Annotated in this window: 17 protein-coding genes; 12 read left to right on the top strand and 5 right to left on the bottom strand. The window is 73.3% G+C overall.

Annotated features, from left to right (window positions below; translation table 11 throughout):
• The first annotated feature begins 86 nt into the window (after positions 1 to 86).
• From ACIBTX_RS12120 to ACIBTX_RS12100, 5 genes are all read left to right on the top strand, one after another.
• On the top strand, positions 87 to 1,139 hold the full coding sequence (locus tag ACIBTX_RS12120; RefSeq protein ID WP_357129006.1) for a hypothetical protein: 1,053 nt from the start codon (positions 87 to 89) through the stop codon (positions 1,137 to 1,139).
• Between the two features lie 105 nt (positions 1,140 to 1,244).
• A complete protein-coding gene (locus tag ACIBTX_RS12115) occupies positions 1,245 to 2,042 on the top strand; it encodes a DUF2993 domain-containing protein (protein ID WP_357392824.1) in 798 nt (265 codons plus the stop codon).
• A gap of 116 nt (positions 2,043 to 2,158) precedes the next feature.
• Positions 2,159 to 2,236 (top strand): Ms5788A family Cys-rich leader peptide, encoded by a 78-nt coding sequence (locus ACIBTX_RS12110; protein ID WP_310503780.1) that lies wholly within the window; start codon positions 2,159 to 2,161, stop codon positions 2,234 to 2,236.
• Positions 2,237 to 2,445: 209 nt separating this feature from the next.
• Positions 2,446 to 3,294 (top strand): sulfurtransferase, encoded by an 849-nt coding sequence (locus ACIBTX_RS12105; protein WP_357129012.1) that lies wholly within the window; start codon positions 2,446 to 2,448, stop codon positions 3,292 to 3,294.
• A gap of 2 nt (positions 3,295 to 3,296) precedes the next feature.
• On the top strand, positions 3,297 to 3,617 hold the full coding sequence (locus tag ACIBTX_RS12100; RefSeq protein WP_357129015.1) for a DUF1416 domain-containing protein: 321 nt from the start codon (positions 3,297 to 3,299) through the stop codon (positions 3,615 to 3,617).
• 71 nt (positions 3,618 to 3,688) lie between these two features.
• Here the strand turns inward: ACIBTX_RS12100 and ACIBTX_RS12095 are convergent, their stop codons facing one another.
• The gene (locus ACIBTX_RS12095) at positions 3,689 to 8,074 is read right to left on the bottom strand and encodes a S8 family serine peptidase (protein ID WP_396832439.1); all 4,386 of its coding nucleotides are present in this window, start codon (positions 8,072 to 8,074) and stop codon (positions 3,689 to 3,691) included.
• A 151-nt stretch (positions 8,075 to 8,225) separates the two neighbouring features.
• Here ACIBTX_RS12095 and ACIBTX_RS12090 point away from each other — a divergent pair, with 151 nt between their 5' ends.
• On the top strand, positions 8,226 to 9,086 hold the full coding sequence (locus tag ACIBTX_RS12090) for a hypothetical protein (protein ID WP_396832438.1): 861 nt from the start codon (positions 8,226 to 8,228) through the stop codon (positions 9,084 to 9,086).
• A 9-nt stretch (positions 9,087 to 9,095) separates the two neighbouring features.
• On the opposite strand, the gene ACIBTX_RS12085 is transcribed toward ACIBTX_RS12090, so the two are convergent.
• The 3 genes from ACIBTX_RS12085 to ACIBTX_RS12075 form a co-directional block, all read right to left on the bottom strand.
• Positions 9,096 to 11,150 (bottom strand): glycogen debranching N-terminal domain-containing protein, encoded by a 2,055-nt coding sequence (locus ACIBTX_RS12085; RefSeq protein WP_357172401.1) that lies wholly within the window; start codon positions 11,148 to 11,150, stop codon positions 9,096 to 9,098.
• Entirely contained in the window at positions 11,147 to 11,527 is a 381-nt protein-coding gene (locus ACIBTX_RS12080) for an SCP2 sterol-binding domain-containing protein (protein ID WP_396832437.1), read from the bottom strand. Before ACIBTX_RS12080 ends, ACIBTX_RS12085 begins: the two co-directional genes overlap by 4 nt.
• Before the next feature lie 71 nt (positions 11,528 to 11,598).
• Positions 11,599 to 11,973 carry a DsrE family protein gene (locus tag ACIBTX_RS12075; protein ID WP_357129035.1) on the bottom strand — a complete coding sequence of 125 codons (375 nt, stop codon included), beginning with the start codon at positions 11,971 to 11,973 and terminating at the stop codon, positions 11,599 to 11,601.
• Between the two features lie 12 nt (positions 11,974 to 11,985).
• On the opposite strand from ACIBTX_RS12075, the gene mtfM reads away from it, so the two are divergent.
• Both mtfM and ACIBTX_RS12065 read left to right on the top strand, forming a co-directional pair.
• A complete protein-coding gene (gene mtfM / locus ACIBTX_RS12070; protein WP_267897534.1) occupies positions 11,986 to 12,090 on the top strand; it encodes a small membrane protein MtfM in 105 nt (34 codons plus the stop codon).
• Between the two features lie 7 nt (positions 12,091 to 12,097).
• A complete protein-coding gene (locus ACIBTX_RS12065; RefSeq protein WP_355050865.1) occupies positions 12,098 to 12,688 on the top strand; it encodes an FABP family protein in 591 nt (196 codons plus the stop codon).
• 4 nt (positions 12,689 to 12,692) lie between these two features.
• On the opposite strand, the gene ACIBTX_RS12060 is transcribed toward ACIBTX_RS12065, so the two are convergent.
• Positions 12,693 to 13,574 carry an aminotransferase class IV gene (locus tag ACIBTX_RS12060; protein ID WP_396832436.1) on the bottom strand — a complete coding sequence of 294 codons (882 nt, stop codon included), beginning with the start codon at positions 13,572 to 13,574 and terminating at the stop codon, positions 12,693 to 12,695.
• 69 nt (positions 13,575 to 13,643) lie between these two features.
• Between ACIBTX_RS12060 and ACIBTX_RS12055 the strand changes: the two genes are divergently transcribed.
• The 4 genes from ACIBTX_RS12055 to ACIBTX_RS12040 all read left to right on the top strand — a co-directional run bounded on the left by ACIBTX_RS12055 (position 13,644) and on the right by ACIBTX_RS12040 (position 17,086).
• Entirely contained in the window at positions 13,644 to 14,072 is a 429-nt protein-coding gene (locus tag ACIBTX_RS12055) for a Fur family transcriptional regulator (protein WP_357129042.1), read from the top strand.
• A complete protein-coding gene (locus ACIBTX_RS12050) occupies positions 14,069 to 15,181 on the top strand; it encodes a YgfZ/GcvT domain-containing protein (RefSeq protein WP_396832435.1) in 1,113 nt (370 codons plus the stop codon). The genes ACIBTX_RS12055 and ACIBTX_RS12050 overlap by 4 nt, the downstream gene beginning before the upstream one ends.
• A 23-nt stretch (positions 15,182 to 15,204) precedes the next feature.
• Complete coding sequence (locus ACIBTX_RS12045; protein ID WP_357172396.1) at positions 15,205 to 16,032, top strand: 3-keto-5-aminohexanoate cleavage protein; 828 nt, start codon at positions 15,205 to 15,207, stop codon at positions 16,030 to 16,032.
• A gap of 94 nt (positions 16,033 to 16,126) precedes the next feature.
• Positions 16,127 to 17,086 (top strand): asparaginase, encoded by a 960-nt coding sequence (locus tag ACIBTX_RS12040; protein ID WP_396832434.1) that lies wholly within the window; start codon positions 16,127 to 16,129, stop codon positions 17,084 to 17,086.
• Positions 17,087 to 17,155: the final 69 nt, after the last annotated feature.

Here is a 17,155-nt window from a genome sequence, read left to right as displayed (position 1 = left end):
AGCTTGCCCCTGATCGTGGCACAGGTTTTAACGTTACTGAAACCCGCGACCACTGCACCGGGCGGTCGATCTGGCACGATCGGGGCGTGTTTCCCTCCACCTCGCCGGACGCCGGCCGCGACTCGTGGACCGACGGACCCCGTCCGGGTCCGGCCGCTCCGACCCGTGGCCACCCACCCGCGCCGCGCACCGGGCCGGCTGTCGCCGACGGCGAGCGCCGTGGAGGTGGACCGCGCCGGGCCCGCCGCGCCGGTGAGCCGGCCCGTCGTACCGAGGAAGAGACCGACGAGCCGGAGGAGGAGGTCGTCCCTCCGGTCGAGGTGCACCGCCCGCTGGCGCTGACCATCGCCGGCTTCGCCGCGCTGCTCGGCGTGGGCTTGGTGCTCGGCGCGCAGACGTCGGGCCCGGGTCACCGCCTGCCGTTCGCCGTCATCGTCTTCGGCGTCCAACTGCTGTTCGTGCTCGCCTGGACGATGGCCATGCGCCCACCGGCGCTGCTGCTGGTGGGCGGGATCAGCGCCGCCGTCGCCGCGGCCGCCGACGTCGCCGCCGTCCGGAGCGACATCGCCGGCCTGGCGCCGCTGGGCTACCTGGCCGTCGGCGGCTTCCTCGCCGCCGTGCTCGGCCAACTGGTCCGCCGCGTCGACCGGGTCCGGGTCACCGACTCCCTCGGCGCCACCCTGCTCATCGTGGTCGGCGTCGTGGCCTTCGGCACCCTGATCGTGCTCAGCCGCATCCCCGCCGGCACCCAGGCGATCACCGTCTGCCTGACCGCGAGCGGGGTCGCGCTCACCGTCGCCCGGCTCACCGACGCGGTGCTGCCGTGGCCCCGGCTGGCCCCGCAGGTGCCCCGGGGCGCGGCCGGCGTCGTCGGCGGCGCGATGGTGGGCACGCTGGTCAGCGCGCTGCTCGGCGGCTATCTGGTAGCACCCTTCACCCCGACCAGGGCCGCGGTGATCGGCCTGGTCGCGGCCGTCACCGCCGTCCTCACCGACCTCGCGGTGGGGTACGCGGAGGCAGGTCGCCTCATGGCCGGAGAGCCGCCCACCATGTGGGTCGCCCGGCACATGCAGGGGCCGCTCGGCGGGTTCGCCCTGGCTGCGCCCGCCGCGTACGCCATGTGCATGCTCTTCCTCTGAGCCCACGGTTGAGGTCGGTGCCGCTCGGGTACCTACGGGTGCGCCGCGCAGCGGCACCGGTTCGGACGACCCGCCGTGTCGCGGCGGGCGGAGACAGGAGGCGGCGTGGCCCAGGAGTATCCGGTCGACGACCAGCAGCAGGCCCGGCCCCAACGGCGCGGACGCAAGCTGCTCATCGGCCTGGTCGTCCTGCTCCTCGTGGTGGCGGGCCTGCTGGTGGTCGCCGACCGGGTGGCGGTCGGGGTGGCCGAGCGGCTCATCGCCGAACGGGTCAGCCAGGAGATCAGCAACCAGGGCGCGCAGTCCGCGGCGCCCGACGTCGAGGTCGGTGGAATGCCGTTCCTCACGCAGGTGCTCGACGGGCGGTACGAGCGGATCTCCATCTCGCTGCGGGACGTGCAGGCCTCGGTCGACGGTGACGCCGTACGGCTGCCGGTGCTGGACGTCGACGCCCGCAACGTGCGGGCGTCGCTGGACACGCTGCGGACCGGGCAGGGCGACGTCGTGGCCGACACGGTCGACGGCACCGGCACGATCAGCTACGAGAGCCTCGCCGCGCTGCTGAAGCGACCCGGCCTCACCCTCGGCGAGCAGGGCGGCAAGCTGGCCGTCAGCGCCCCGGTCGACATCCTCGGCACGAAGTTCACCGTCGCCGGCACCGCCGACGTCACCGTCGCCAAGAACGGCGCGGTCGCCCTGCGCTTCAACAACCTGGACGCCGCCGGGCTCCCGAACCTGCCGCTGGCCCGCACGATCCTCAGCAACTACGCAAAGAGCATCTCCATCGACGTGCCGCTGCCCGACCTGCCGTTCCAACTCACGGTCCGCAAGGTCCAGCCGCTGCCCGAAGGGCTGGCCGTCACCGCCGACGCGAAGAACGTACCGATCAACTCGGTCAGCTGAGTCGTGCGTCGACAGCCCGGTCCGCTGGGACGCCACAGCGGCCCGGCAGCCGGACGATTCCCGGATGGTGGTCGGCACGGTGGCAGCCCTCCGGATCGCTGGTAGGCTGCCTGACCATGGGGACCCACCTCACCAAACGGCGCGCGGTCGACCTGTGCCGCGTGGCCACCTGCCTGTGTCGCCCTGTCATCTGACGGCGGGGCTGTTTTCGGCCGCCTGACGGCGGCCACCGGCACGCAGGGTCCTCGACCCTTTCCGGTGATCCCACCGAACGCCCGGCAGCGGCGCCGTCGCACGAACCCGTGATCCCGTCCTTCCGCTGGGTCCCGCGCGCGGTGCGACAGTTCAACCCATCGATATTCGCGCGTTGGCTCACCATCCATCCTCACCAGGGAGTGAATCGATGAGTCGCGACACCGCACTCGTCTCGGCCGAGTGGGCCGAGAAGAACCTCGACGCCCCGGGCGTCGTCTTCGTCGAGGTCGACGAAGACACCTCGGCCTACGAGACCGGCCACATCGCCGGCGCTATCAAGGTCGACTGGAAGACCGACCTCCAGGACCCGGTCCGCCGGGACTTCGTCAACAAGGCCCAGTTCGAGGCGCTGCTGTCCGAGCGGGGCATCAGCAACGACGACACCGTGATCCTCTACGGCGGCAACAACAACTGGTTCGCGGCGTACGCCTACTGGTACTTCAAGCTCTACGGCCACCGCGACGTCAAGCTGCTCGACGGTGGTCGCAAGAAGTGGGAGCTGGACGCCCGCCCGCTCGTCACCGAGACGACGCCCCGCCCGGCGACCCAGTACGTCGCGCAGGAGCCGGACACCTCCATCCGGGCCTTCCGCGACGAGGTCGTCGCCGCGATCGGCACCAAGAACCTGGTCGACGTGCGCAGCCCCGACGAGTTCGCCGGCCGGCTGCTGGCCCCCGCCCACCTGCCGCAGGAGCAGGCGCAGCGGGCCGGTCACATCCCGACGGCGATCAGCGTCCCGTGGTCCAAGGCGGCCAACGAGGACGGCACCTTCCGGTCCGACGACGAGCTGCGCAAGATCTACGGCGACGCGGGGCTGGACGACAGCAAGGAGACCATCGCGTACTGCCGGATCGGCGAGCGCTCCTCGCACACCTGGTTCGTGCTGCAGGAGCTGCTCGGTCACCGCAACGTGAAGAACTACGACGGCTCCTGGACCGAGTACGGCTCGCTGGTCGGCGTGCCGGTCGCGCTCGGCGACGAGCCAGGGGAGGCCTGACGATGACCGCTCCCACCGCTGCGGGCTGCGCCGCACCTGACCAGGCCGCGCCCCTGCCGGCCAGCCTGGACCTTGAGAAGGAGACCGTCATCACCGGCGTCGTCCGGTCGGCGGCGGACGAGGTCGTGCCGGGCGCGTACGTCCGGCTGCTCGACTCGACCGGCGAGTTCACCGCCGAGGTGGTCACCTCGGCCGCCGGCCAGTTCCGGTTCTTCGCCGCACCCGGCGCCTGGACGCTGCGGGCGCTGTCCCGGCACGGCAACGGCGACACCGCCGTCACCGCCGGCCGGGGCATCAACGAGGTGTCCGTCACCGTCGCCTGACCCACCGCTCTGATCGACCGGGGCCGGTCACCCTCCTGGGTGGCCGGCCCCGGTCGTCATCGTGGGCGTGATCAGATGCCGGTGGCTCTCGTGCAGGACGAGACCGGGGCGAGGACGACGTCGACGGTCTCGACGAGGCCCGCCCTGATGCGGGTGCGCCGCGTCTGCGGTATCCACCCGTCCTTGGCGACGATCACCTCGTAGCGGCCCTTGGGCAGCCACCAGACGTACCGGCCCTGCGGGTTCGCGGTCAGGGTCCAGCCGGTCGTCCTGCCCACCCGGTTGACCCGTACCGTCGCCGCGACCCCGACGGTCGCGCCGGTGCAGGTGACCCCGGTGACGCTGCCCTGGATCCGGCCCCAGCTCGCCGGCGGCGAGACGGTCATCCGCGCCGGCACCGCCGGAACCCGGTACGGCGTGTCGGACGCGATACCCAGCTCGCCTGAGTAGGTGCCCGGCTGGGCCACATCGGCGGCGGCCGTGGCACGCATCTTGACGGTGACCGTCCGGGAGGCCCCCGGCGCGAGGGTGAACGTGCCCGGCTTGGTGGTCAGCCAGGGTAGGTCCGCCTCCCCGGCGCACAGCTCCAGGCCGCTGAGCCGTTCGGCGTCCGGGGAGCCGACGAAGGGGGACGGCGAACCGCCGATCCGGTACGCGCCGCAGGCGGCAGCGCCCCGGTACCGACCGGACTGGACGTTGGGCAGGTCGCGCCAACTCCCCGCCACCGGGTCGTACGCGATGGTCCGGTTGGTGACCGTGGTGGACGCCGCCGTGACTCCACCGGCCAGGACCAGGAGGTCACCGGCCGCCGCGTACTGGGCGCCCCAGAGGTCCACCGGCAGGTCGGGCAGGGGATGCCACGCGTCGGCCGCCGGGTCGTACCGGTAGGCGTCGGTGTAGTCGGCGTCGCCGGTGCCACCGGCGCAGTAGACCGCGCTGCCGATCCCGCCGCAGGAGAGCCAGGACACCGGGTGCGGGTACGCCGCGCCGGTGCGGAACGTGCCGGTGGTCGGGTCGAGGACGACGAGCCGGTCCGATTCGGCGCAGTCGTTGTCCTGGCAGCCACCGACCAGGTAGATCTTCCCGCCGGTGACCGCCCCGCCGGCCGCCGCCACGGGGAACGGGTTGCCCGGCCCGGCCAGCGTGCTCCACGTGTCGGTGGCCGGGTCGAACACGTCCACGGAGGCGACGGTGTCGTCGTCGACGCCCCAGCCACCGAGGACGTACAGCTTGCCGCCGACGGCCGCCGCGACCGGCTTCGCCCGGCCGCTCGGCAGGTCGGGCAGCGCCGCCCAGGTGTCCGTGTCGGGGTCGTAGCGCCAGGCCTTGCGCTCCAGCCCGCTGCCGCCACCGCCGCCGACGGAGTACACCTTGCCGTCGAGGGTGGCCGCCGCGTTGTCGTAGACCGCCGCCGGAAGGGTGGCGATACCGGTCCAGGCGTCCTGCGTCCCGGTCCCGGTCCCGGACGCGCCGTACGCGGTGCCCGTACGGGTCTTGCTGATCCCCTTGATCCGCTGCTCCCGCAGGGGCGCTCCGGCTCTGGACGGCGCATCGAACCGCCCGTTGCGCTCCACCAGGTTGACGGCGGCCGGCGCGCTGCCGGTGTTGCGTACCGTCAGCTTCGCGGTCCGGGTGCTGCCGTACGGCTGGGACGACCGGACGGTCGTCGGTGTGACGGTGAGGCGACCGGCCGCCAGCGCGACGTCCAGGCGGCGGACACCGTCGGCCGGCACGCTCGCCGTCTCGGCGGCCACCTGGTACGGCGTCCGGCTGGCGGTGAACCGGTGTGCCCCGGTCAGCCCGGAGAACAGCCAGTAGAAGCCGTCCGGCATCGTCGGGTCGTCCGGCGTCGGCGCCGACCTGCCCCGGTCCTGCGGGCGGTCGGCGCTGACCACGGTGACCCCGTCGAGCGGCGTGTCGGTGTTGCGGTCGGTGGTCACCCCGAGCACCAGCCCGCCCGGGGCGGGTACGCAGTCGCGGTTGACCACCTGCACGTCGTCCACCTGCCACCACCAGGCGAAGCTGCCGTGGAAGCGGAACCGGACCCGTACCGTGGCGGCCCCGGCCGCCGGGTCGAGTGGCACCTCCTCGACGACCGGCCCGCGCCGGCTGGTGGTCTGGTGCCAGACCGTGGTCCAGGTGGCGCCGCCGTCGGTGGAGACGTCCACGTCGGCGGTGTCGCTCACGCCGACCGCCCGCCAGTCGCTGTGGAAACGCAGCACCGGCGCCGGCGTGCCGCGCAGGTCGACGCTCGGGGTCACCAGGTCGGTGTCCTGGGTCCGGCCGGAGCCGAGACGGTCGCTGTCGGCGATGGCGAAGGCGCCGCTGCCGCCGGTGAGGTTGCCCCGCTCGCCCGCGTCGGTGAAGGTCCAGCCGCCGTCGTCGGTGCGGTCCCGTACCGACCAGCCGTCCGGCGTCGCGGCGCTGTCGAAGCTCTCCCGCAGCAGGGGGGTGCCGAAACTGCCGGTGTAGCCGGCCGCCGTGCATCCGGTCTCGACCGGTACGGCGAGGTCGGCCGTCACGGGGTCGCCGCCGGTGACCACGTCCCGGGTGACCGTGCGGTAGCCGGGATAGCGGGCGGTGACGGTGAGCCGGTACGTGGCGTTGCCGGGCACGGTGAACGAGTACCGGCCGGTGGCCGGGTCGGTGAACACCGGTCCACCGGGACGGCCGGTGACCTCGATCCGGGCGTAGAGCGGCCAGCCGTGCCCGGAGGCGTCGGTGACCTGGCCGGCCACGGTGACCGTCGGGTTGGCCGTCAGGGCGAAGTCCCGGGTGACCGCCCCGCCCTCGGTGACGGTGACGGTGGCGCTCTGTCCGGCGTACCCGTAGGCGCTGACGGTGACCGTCGCCTCGCCGGCCGGCACGGTCAGCGCGTACCGGCCGTCCGCGCCGGTGGTGACGCTGCGGGCGCCGTCGCCGACGGTCGCGCCGGCGATCGGGTCGCCGCCGCCGGCCGTGGTGACCGTGCCGGTGATCCGTCCGACGGCGCCGCGCGGCGCGGCCCGCGTCGCCGCGTACGCGTCCAGCCGACCTTCGCCGAACACGTTGTTGTCGGCGGCGGTGCCTCCGCAGGCGGTGGCGTCGACGTCGCGGGCGGTGCGGTCCAGCAGCTCCTCGGTTCCGGCGACGTCGCCCCGGAGGGTCGGCGCGGCCGACCAGAGCAGCGCCACCGTGCCGGAGACGTGCGGCGCGGCCATCGAGGTGCCGTCGTACGCGGCGTAGGAGTCGCCGGGAACACTGGAGCGCACGTTGCTGCCGGGCGCGGCCACGTTCGGCTTGTACGACCGTCCTTCGGTGCCGGCGCCCCGCCCGGAGAAGTCGGAGATGGTGTTCTGCACGTCGTACGAGCCGACGGCGTACGCGTTGGCGTTGTCTCCGGGTGAGCCGGCGCTGCCGCAGGCCGGGCCGTCGTTGCCGGCGGAGAAGACCCCGAAGATGCCGGCAGCGCGCCAGGCCGCGATGGTCTGCTCGAACCACGGGTCGCCGCCGGCGCCGCCCCACGAGTTGTTGACCACGTCGGGGCGCAGGTCGGGGCGGGGGTTCTGCCCGTTCAGGTCGGTCGGGGCCAGCACCCACTGGCCGGCGGCGAGCAGCGAGGCGTCGGTGCAGGAGTCGGTCTCGCAGCCCTTCGCGGCGATCCACTTCGCGCCGGGAGCGACGCCGATCTGGTTGCCCGCGCCGTCGTCGCCGACCATCGTGCCGGTGGTGTGTGTGCCGTGGCCGACGTTGTCGCAGGGCGCGGCGCTGGGGCACCCGCCGGCCGGGTCGTACCAGTTGTGGTCGTGGTTGAAGACGCCACCGCCGAGGTTGCCGCGGTACGCCCCGACCAGCGCCGGGTGGTCGTACTGGACGCCGCTGTCGATCGTGGCGACGACCACGCCGTCGCCCCGGTCGCCGAGTTCGCTCCACACCTGCGGGGCGTTGATGTTGGTGAGCCCCCACTCCGGGCCGTTCGCGTCCGCGTGGCTGCCGGTGGCCGGGGTGGGCCGCAGCAGGGGATAACTGCGGCTCGGCTCGATCCTCGCCACGTCCGGCCGCTTGGCGATCTCGTCGAGCAGCGCGCGATTCCCGGTGACACGGACCGCGTTGGCGATCCAGTACGGGGTGTATGCCGCCTTGCGGTTCCTGAGCAGCGTGCGTAGGCCCTTCTGGGTGCGCGTGGCGGTCGTGGTGAGCAGCCGGTGCACCTCGCGGGCCCGGTCGTCCGGGTCACGCAGCTTGGCGGTCCGCGCCACCGGTGCGGTGCTGCGCAGGTAGACGAGGAAGCTGCCGGTGCCCGTCGCGCCGAGCTGGCGGAGCAGCCGCTGGTCGACGCGGGCGGGCGTGGGCGCGGGTCGGGCGGCGACGGCGGGTTGGGCGGTGAGGGCCAGCAGGGCCGCGACGCATGCCACGGCCGTTCGCCAGCGGACGGATCTCGCATTCGGTGGTGGTTGGAGCACTGTTCCTCCCCACATCGGGTCCCGTTGGGTCCGGGACCTGCTCGGACGGTGCTCAATGCCTAACGATCGGCCGGTGACCTGGCGTTATGCCGGCCGAAAGGCGGGCTGTCGGGTCGTCGACCACTGCCTTTCGAGAGCGGAGGACGGCTCGTGACACCATGGCCGGGTGAGCGGTGCTGTCCAGACGGGTTGGCCCTCGTCGAGCGACCCCGCCCCGCCGGCGCCCGCCCGGCGCGGGCGGCGCTGGCTGCTGGTCGCGACCGTCCTCTGGGCCCTCCTGCTGGCCGGGCTCACCTGGATGTCGGTCCGCGACGACCCACCGACGGTGCGCGAGCAGCGCACCCTCGCCGAGGCCGCTCCGGTGGTCGACAGGGCGGTCGGCGAGCTGGCCCGGGCCGCCGGCACGACCGGGCTGCTGGAGCTGGGACCGGCGCGGGTCAGCGCGGGCTGCCGCGTCACCCCACTCGCCGACGGCGCGCGGCTGCGTCGCGAGATCGCCGTGTTGGCGCCCGCCGACACCGGGCGGGCCGTACTGACCGGCATCGCCGACCGGCTGCCCGCGAGCTGGCGGGCCGGCGTCGGCCCCGGCCTGGACGGTCCGGAACTACGCGCCGACGCCGGAGAGTTCGTCGCCGTCGCGGGGCGGCCGACCGGGGACGGCCGGCTGCGGTTGACCGTCGACACGGGCTGCCGGCCGCCGGGCGCCGGTTACGACCCGCCGCCGGCCACCGCCGTCGGCCCGGAGGCGGCGGCGCTCACGGCCGCCCTGACCGCGCTGGGACGGCCGACCGGCAGCGCGCCGGACCTGGTCACCGCGCCCTGCCCGGACGGCACCCTGGCCCGTACCGCACGGTCCGCCGCCGGTCCCGGCCCGGCCGAGACCAGCGCCCTCGCCGCGCTGGCCGGCGGCACCCCACTGCTGGACAACCCGCCGGTGTACGCGTACCGCGCGGGTGACGTGACCGTGCTGGCCGAACTCGGTCCGGCCGCCGCACGCGTGGCCGCCACCGTCGGCTGCCCCGGCTGAGGAGGCGGGTCAGCCGCCCGTGCCTCGATCGTCCGGATCGCGGCTGCGCCCCAACGCGTCGATGTGGCCCCAGCGACCCGGGATGTCCAGCAGCTCCACCCGGCCCATGCCCGGCGGCACGGCCGGGTCGATGATCAGATGTTCACCCTGCGGTTCCAGGCCGAGCATCACGCGTAGCAACAGCAGCGGCGTGCCGCTCGACCAGGCCTGCGGGCTGCACGCGGTGGGGTACTCCACGGGGTAACCGGTGCGGCTGCGGGTGTAGCCCGCGAACGCCTCCGGCAGCCGCCCGCCGAAGTACTCCGACGCGGCCAGCATGGCGTCGCAGATTCGCCCGGCCTCCTCCCGGTAGCCGTACCGGGTCAACCCCCAGGCGATGATCGAGTTGTCGAACGGCCAGACGGTGCCCACGTGGTAACCGATGGGGTTGTACCGGCCCTCGCCCTCGGCCAGGGTCCGCACCCCCCAGCCGGAGAAGAGCCGCGGCCCGAGGAGGTGTTCGGCCACCTTGCCGGCCCGTGGCTCGTCCACGATCCCGCTCCACAGCAGGTGCCCGATGTTCGACGTCAGCGCGTCGACCTGCTGACCGTCGGCGTCCAGGGCGAGCGCGTAGTACCCGCGGTCGGCGATCCAGAAGTCGCGGTTGAACCGCTGCTTGAGCTCCGCCGCCTCCCGTTCCAGCCGGTCGGCGTACGCCGGGTCGTCCCAGACCTCGCGGGCGAGCCGGGCGGCGCGGACCTTCGCGTCGTACGCGTAGCCCTGCAACTCGCAGGTGGCCCGGGGGAAGCCGGGCAGCCGGCCGTCGGCGTACGAGATGCCGTCCCAGGAGTCCTTCCAGCACTGGTTCTGCAGGCCGGTCTCCGGGTTGCGGGTGCGGTACGACAGGTAACCGGTGCCGAGCAGGTCGCCGTAGGTGTCGATCCAGTCCAGCGCGGCGCGGACCTGCGGCTCCAACTGCCGGACCAGCGCGGTGTCGCCGGTCCAGCGCTCGTACTCGTCGACCAGGATGACGAACAGCGGGGTGGAGTCGGCCGAGCCGTAGTACGGCGAGTGGGGCTGCTCCTCGAAGCCGGCGGTCTCGCCGTACCGCAGCTCGTGCAGGATCTTGCCCGGCTCCTCGTCCCGGAAGTCGTCCACCCGGTGCCCCTGAAGGCCGCCCAGCATCTGCGCGGTCGGCGGGATCAGCTCCGGCAGGAACGGCAGCACCTGCAACGAGGTGATGATGCTGTCCCGACCGAAGAGGGTCATGAACCACGGCAGCCCGGCGGCGATCAGCCGTACGCCCAGGGCGATCGACTCGTAGCGCAGCGCGGCCAGGTCGTTGAGACTGCGCCGGTACGCCCCGGCCAGCGGCTCGCAGTCGCAGCCGAGCTTCGGCGCCCGGTCGATCAGCTCCCGGTGCTCGGCGCGGATGGCGTCCCCGCCGCGGCCGCCCGCGTACGGCAGGGTCGTGCGGATGTCCTCGCCCCGCGCGCCGAAGACGGTGGTGGAGATGCGCAGCCGGGTCGTCCATTCGCCGTTGCTGTCGACCCGGACGCGGAACGTCATCCCGGCGGGGTCGACCTGTGCCGGTGCCGTGGAGCGGATCCGGGTCTCCCGGTGGAAGGCCTCCCGCCGGTACGTCAGGCGCAGCTCGTTGTCGGTCACCGCGACCGTCGTCCGGCCCACCTTCTGTTGGGCGTGTTTGATCTCGAACAGGTCGGCGAAGTCGCTGCCCATCTCGACCCGGACGATGAAATCGGCCTCCTCGCCGGAGTGGTTGAGGACGGTCAGCTCCTCGTCGAAGCCACCCCCGATCTCGCGGCTGCGGATCACCGACGCCTTGGCGTCCAGGTAGTGGGTGGGTTCGCCGGGCGCGAGGAAGAACGTGGTCCGGTACGACTCACTGGTGTCCACGGAGAGAGCGTGCAACCGCTGCCCGTCGAGGGTGAGCACCCAGCTCGACAGGAAGCGGGTGTCGAACGAGAACAGTCCCGTCGGGAAGTCGAAGGACGGCTCGATGTCCCCACGGTGGTCGGTGACCAGGAAGGTGTTGCCGTCCAGGATGCTGACGAGATCCTTCACGAACGCCGCCCGACTGCCTCGCGGGCGACCTCGCGCGGGTCCCTCGTGCCCGGCGGGTCCGGAAAGAAGCGGCGGAAGGCCAGGAAGAGCACCACGTCGCCGCTGAAGGTGCTCTCGTTGCGCAGCACGGCGGCGAGGGCCTGGGCTTCACCGGCGATCAATCTGTCGAACAGGGCCGAGCTGCTGTACCAGATGGCGTCGGCCGGGCCTCGCTCGCGGGTGGCCCGCACCTCGCCCGGCCGCATCCGGACCAGCCAGTGCTCGGTCTGGTGGTTGATGCCGAGGTCGATCTGGAGGGTTCCGGCGGCCAGGCCGCGCAGGACCCTCGGTGCCCGCGCCGGCAGGGATTCGAAGAACCGCTGGGTCGCCTCGGTCACATCCGAATCGTAGGCAGCGCTTCGGGTTGCCGGGTCGGTATTCGCACTCCGCCATCCGGCTGAGTCAGGGGTCAGTACACGAGTGCCTGCGCGCCCTCGGCCAACGCCTCCTCGACGAAGACCGCGGCGCCCGCGATCCGCACACCGGGCAGTACGTCCTCCGGGCCGATCTCCCGCCGGGCCGCGCACTGGGTGCAGGCCGTCACCCGAGCGCTGGTCAGGATGACGTGCAGCAGCTCGGCCAGCGGCGCGGAGTGCGGCAGCTCGAATTCCTGGGCGCGGCCGGGCAGCGCGAACCAGGTCGACTCCCCGGTCAGCCAGAGCGAGACGTCCACGCCGGCCGCGACCGCCGTGGCGGCGACCGTGAACGCCTGCGCGCACCGCTCCGGGGCGTCCGCACCGGCGGTGACCTTGACGACGAGAGAGCGGGCCATGGGGCCCAGCATAGGATGGTCGGGATGGTTACCGAGATCGGGTTCGTCAGCCTGCTGGTCGCCGGCCTGGGCGCGCTCGCCGGTGGCCTGGTCTATCTGGCGGTAAGGATTTCAAGGGGACGTTGGTGAGCGCACAGTGAGCGACGAGAATCCGCTGCAACCGCCGTGGCTCAACGCGCCGCCGGTCGAGGAGTACCCGTACGAGGAGAGCCACGACCTGCGCGTCGGGCCGAAGCTGCACCCGGCGCTGGACGGCCTGCTGCCGTACATCGGTCTGTGGCGGGGCCGGGGCAAGGGCGGCTTCCCCACCATCGAGGACTTCGACTACGCGCAGGAGATCCGGATCAGCCACGACGGCCGGCCGTTCCTGCACTACGAGTCGCGGGCCTGGATCCTCGACGAGCAGAGCCGGCCCGTCCGCCCGGCCGGGCGTGAGGTCGGCTGGTGGCGGCCGGTGCTGGTGGACGGCCGGGCCACCGACGAGTTGGAGGCCCTGCTGACGACTCCGACCGGTGTCATGGAGCTGCATCTCGGCAAGCGCACCGGCACCCAGGTCGAGTTCGCCACCGACGCGGTGGTGCGGACGGCGACCGCCAAGGAGGTCACCGGGGGTCACCGGCTCTTCGGCATCGTCGAGGGCGCGCTGCTGTACGCGCAGGAGATGGCCGCGATGGGTCACCCGCTCAGCCCGCACCTGTCGGCGCGGCTCGTCCGGGTCGGCGGCTGACGGCTCAGTCGACGGGGAAACCCAGCAGTTCGTGCAGGGCGGGGGTACGCGGGCAGGGGTCCCGGCGTACCCCGTCCAGCATCCGCACCTCGGCGAGTCCGCGTACCGAGGAGCTGAACCAGAGCCCGTCGGCGGTGTGCAGCTCCGCCGGCGTCACCATCCGTTCGGCACCGTCCAGGCCCAGCTCGTGTGCGTGGGCGAGCAGCCAGGCGACGGTCGTGCCGGGCAGGATGCCGGTGGTGGCGGCGGGCACCGTGCAGATCGTGTCACCGGTGAGCCACACCACGTTGGCGATCGGCCCCTCCAGGGCGTACCCGTCGGACGAGACCCAGAGCACGTCGTCCACCCCGGCCCGTCGGGCCCAGCGGCGGGCGGCGCTGTTGACCGCGTACGAGGTGGATTTGATGCCCGCCGGTAGCCAGTCCAGCCCGGTACGCGCGTCGGCGGGCACCCCCAGCGGCAGGACGGCCACGGTTATCCCGTTCCGTCGCGCCGCCAGCGACGACGCCGGCACGGCGGTCAGCGTGGCGTAGACGGTCGGCGGACCGCCGGCCTCCGAGCCCCGGGTGCAGACCAGCCGTAACGCGCCCTCCACCTCCGCCGGCCAGCCCACGAGCACGGAGTCGAGCAGATCGGTCAGCGCGTCGGTCGGCGGCAGGTCCAGCTCGACGGCTGCCGCCGCGGTGATCAGCCGGGCCAGGTGCTCGTCGCGGAGCCACGGTCGCCCGTGGCGCAGGTGCATCGACTCGAAGAGGCCGTCGCCGCGCAGGACGCCCAGGTCGTCGCCGCGGAGCACGGGTTCGTCCGCCGGGATCGGGCCCCGACCCAGCACGGCGATCCGCGCGCTCGGCGTGGCCGGGACATTGCCGACGGACGACGTCACCATGACCGTCGAGCGTAGCGGGGGACAACCGCGCGTAGGGAGTCGGCGCGTTCGTCGAACTATGATCGGACGGTGTCCGAATCCTCCCTCGCGGAAATGCTCCGGGCCCGTGGGCTGCGGCTGACGGCGCAACGGCAGCTCGTCCTGCAGGCGGTGCTCGATCTGGGCCACGCCACCCCGGAGCGGGTGCACGCCGCCGTGCGGGAGGTCGCCGCCGGGGTCAACATCACCACCATCTACCGCACGCTGGAGCTGCTGGAACGGCTCGGCCTGGTGACGCACACCCACCTGTCGCACGGTTCGCCCACGTACCACGCGGCGGGTGAGCACCAACACGTCCACCTGGTCTGCCGGGAGTGCGGCGCGATCGACGAGATCGATCCGGAGCTGCTCCGCCCGCTCGCCGACCAGTTGGTCGCGCAGCGGGGCTTCCGGGTGGACATCGGGCACGTGTCACTCTTCGGCGTCTGCGGCCGGTGCGAGAACGGGGACCACAAATGATCGACATCGCGGGCGCGGTGGCCGTCGAGAGCATCGACGAGGCCAGCCGCGATCAGCCGGACCCGGCGCACGTCGCCGCCGGGGTGCGGGGCGTGGCCGCGCACTACGGCGATCCGCTGCGCGAGCAGCGCGTACTTGACACCGAGGTCGGCCTGGTCGACAGGTCGCACCGGGGGATCGTCGCGGTGCCCGGCGAGGAGCGTGCCGGTTGGCTGCACACGATCACCTCGCAGCACCTGTCGACGCTGTCCCCCGGTGAGGGCACCGAACTGCTGGTGCTCTCCCCGCACGGGCACGTCGAGCAGCACGCCCTGGTCGCCGAGGACGGCGAGACCACCTGGCTGGACACCGAGCCGGGAGCGACCGACGGCCTGCTGGCGTACCTGGAGAAGATGCGGTTCTTCAGCAAGGTCGACCCCCGCGACGCCACCGCCGAACGGGCGCTGCTGTCGCTGGTCGGTCCGGCGGCGGCGGAGGCCGTCGGGACGCTCGGCGTGACCGGGCTGGCCGCACCGGACCTGATCCCGGTGCCGGGTCCGAAGTTCGCCGCCGGGGCCGTGCCGCCCCGGGCGGGCATCCGGTACGACGTCCGACCATTGTCGATCGGCGGTTGGGCGCGACGCGGCCTCCTCGGGGTGGACCTGCTGGTGCCCCGCTCGGCGATGGAGCAGGTCGTCGCGGAGCTACGCGGCGCGGGCGTGCCGGTCGCCGGCCTCTGGGCGTACGAGGCGATCCGGGTGGCCGCCCGGCAGCCCCGGGTGGGGGTGGACACCGACCACCGCACGATCCCGGCCGAGGTGGACCTGATCGGCCCGGCCGTGCACCTGGACAAGGGCTGCTACCGGGGTCAGGAGACGGTCGCCCGCGTGCACAACCTGGGCCGGCCACCCCGCCGCCTGGTGCTGCTGCACCTCGACGGGGTGACCACCGACCAGCCGCCGACCGCCGGTACGCCGGTGACCCTCGACGGACGGGCAGTGGGTTTCGTCGGCACCGCCGTGCTGCACCACGAACTGGGTCAGGTCGCGCTCGCCGTCCTGAAGCGGAACGTCCCGGACGACGCCGCTCTGATGATCGGTGAGACCGCGGCGGCGATCGACCCGTCCTGACCGGCACGTCTAGGATCGCCGGCATGACGACAGGGACGTTGATCACGGTGGCCCCGACGGGCGCGGAGTCGGCCAAGGCGGAGGTGCCGGCACTGCCGGTGACGCTGGACGAGCTGCTGCGCACCGCCAAGGAGTGCGAGGCGCTCGGCGCCGCCGTGATCCACGTCCACATCCGCGACGACGAGGCCCGGCCGACCCTCGACCCGGCCCGCCTGGCCGAGACGGTGGCGGCGCTGCGCGAGAACACCGACCTGATCGTGCAGCTCTCGTCCGGCGGCGCGGTGACCGACCCGGAGGCGTCCCGGCTCGCCGTGCTCGACGCCCGTCCCGACATGGCCTCCTGCACCATGGGCACGGTCAACTTCGGCGACGACGTCTTCCTCAACCGTTGGGAGTTCATCGTCGACCTGCACACCCGGATGCAGGAGCGCGGGATCGTGCCGGAGTACGAGATCTTCGACCTCGGTCACCTGTCCGCGTTGCAGCGGCTGCTCGGCAGGTACGGGCTGCCGGCGGGCGGGCACGTACACGTCGACTTCGTCATGGGGGTGCCGGGCGGCATGCCGGGCACCACCGAGACGCTCGTCGCCGCCCACCGGATGCTGCGGGACCTGCCCGAGGGCACCACGTTCTCGGCCACCGGCATCGGCCGCAGCACCATTGCGGTGCTGCTGGCCTCGCTCTCGACGGGCGGGCACCTGCGGGTCGGCATGGAGGACACGGTGACGTACGCCAAGGGTCGTCCGGTCGAGTCCAACATGCAGCTGGTCGCCCGCGCGGTCGGCTTCGCCCAACTCGCCCAGCGGCCGCCGCTGAGCACCACCGAGGCTCGCGCGCTGCTCGGGCTGTAAGGCCACGGGCTTCCCCCGCCCCTGTCACCCGCGCGGTTGACGACCTGGTCACCCCGCCGACGGGCGGCCCGATCCCCTGGGTACCGTCCAGCACGTGGGAAAGACGTACGAGGGCGGCGTGCCGCTCGCCGAGGTGGTCCGGTCCGGGTTCGTGGAGGGTGGGCACCGCGGTTCGGTGGTGGTGCTGGACGCGACCGGGGCGACCCTGGCCGCCGCCGGGGACGTGACCGCGCCGATCTTTCCGCGCTCGGCCAGCAAGCCGATGCAGACGATCGGGATGCTCCGCGCCGGCCTTGCGCTCAGCGACCCGGCCGACCTGGCGCTGGTGTCGGCGAGCCACGCGGGGGAGGACTTCCACCTGGCCCGGGTCGGCGCGCTGCTCGACCGGGCCGGGTTGGACGCCTCGGCGCTGCACTGCCCGCCCGACCTGCCGGCGGGCGTGGCGGCCCGGGAGGCGGTGCTACGCGCCGGGGGTGGGCCGAGCCGGGTCCAGATGAACTGCTCCGGCAAGCACAGCGGGATGCTGCTGACCTGCGGGGCCGCCGGCTGGCCCCGGGACGGCTACTGGCGGCCGGAGCACCCGTTGCAGCAGCGGTTGCGGGCGACCGTCGAGGAGTTCACCGGCGAGCCGACCGCGGCGGTGGGCGTGGACGGCTGCGGCGCACCGGTACTCGCGGTGTCGCTGACCGGCCTGGCCGGGGCGTACCTCCGGCTCGTCGACGCCGAGCCCGGCTCGGCGCCGCGCCGGGTGGCCGACGCGATGCGGGCCCACCCGGAGATCGTGGGCGGTACCCAGGCCGACGACACCCGGCTGATGCGCGGTGTTCCGGGCCTCCTGGCCAAGATCGGCGCCGAGGGTGTGTTCGCGGTCGGACTGCCGGGCGTCGGCGCGGTGGCCCTCAAGATCGACGACGGCGCCGACCGGGCGCGCATGCCGGTCCTGGTCTCGGCGCTGCGGCGGCTCGGCGTGGACGCTCCCGTGCTGACCGAGTACGCCGAGGTGCCGCTCTTCGGCGGCGGCGTCCCGGTAGGCGCAATCCGCCCCCTCTGGTAACCCCCACCTCCCGGTCTCGCCCCCACCCCACCCCGTTGATCATGAAGTTATTGCCACTCGAGCCGCCCT

Source organism: Micromonospora sp. NPDC049359, assembly GCF_044466585.1.
Lineage (GTDB): Bacteria > Actinomycetota > Actinomycetes > Mycobacteriales > Micromonosporaceae > Micromonospora.
This window is presented reverse-complemented; position numbering and strand designations above follow the sequence as displayed.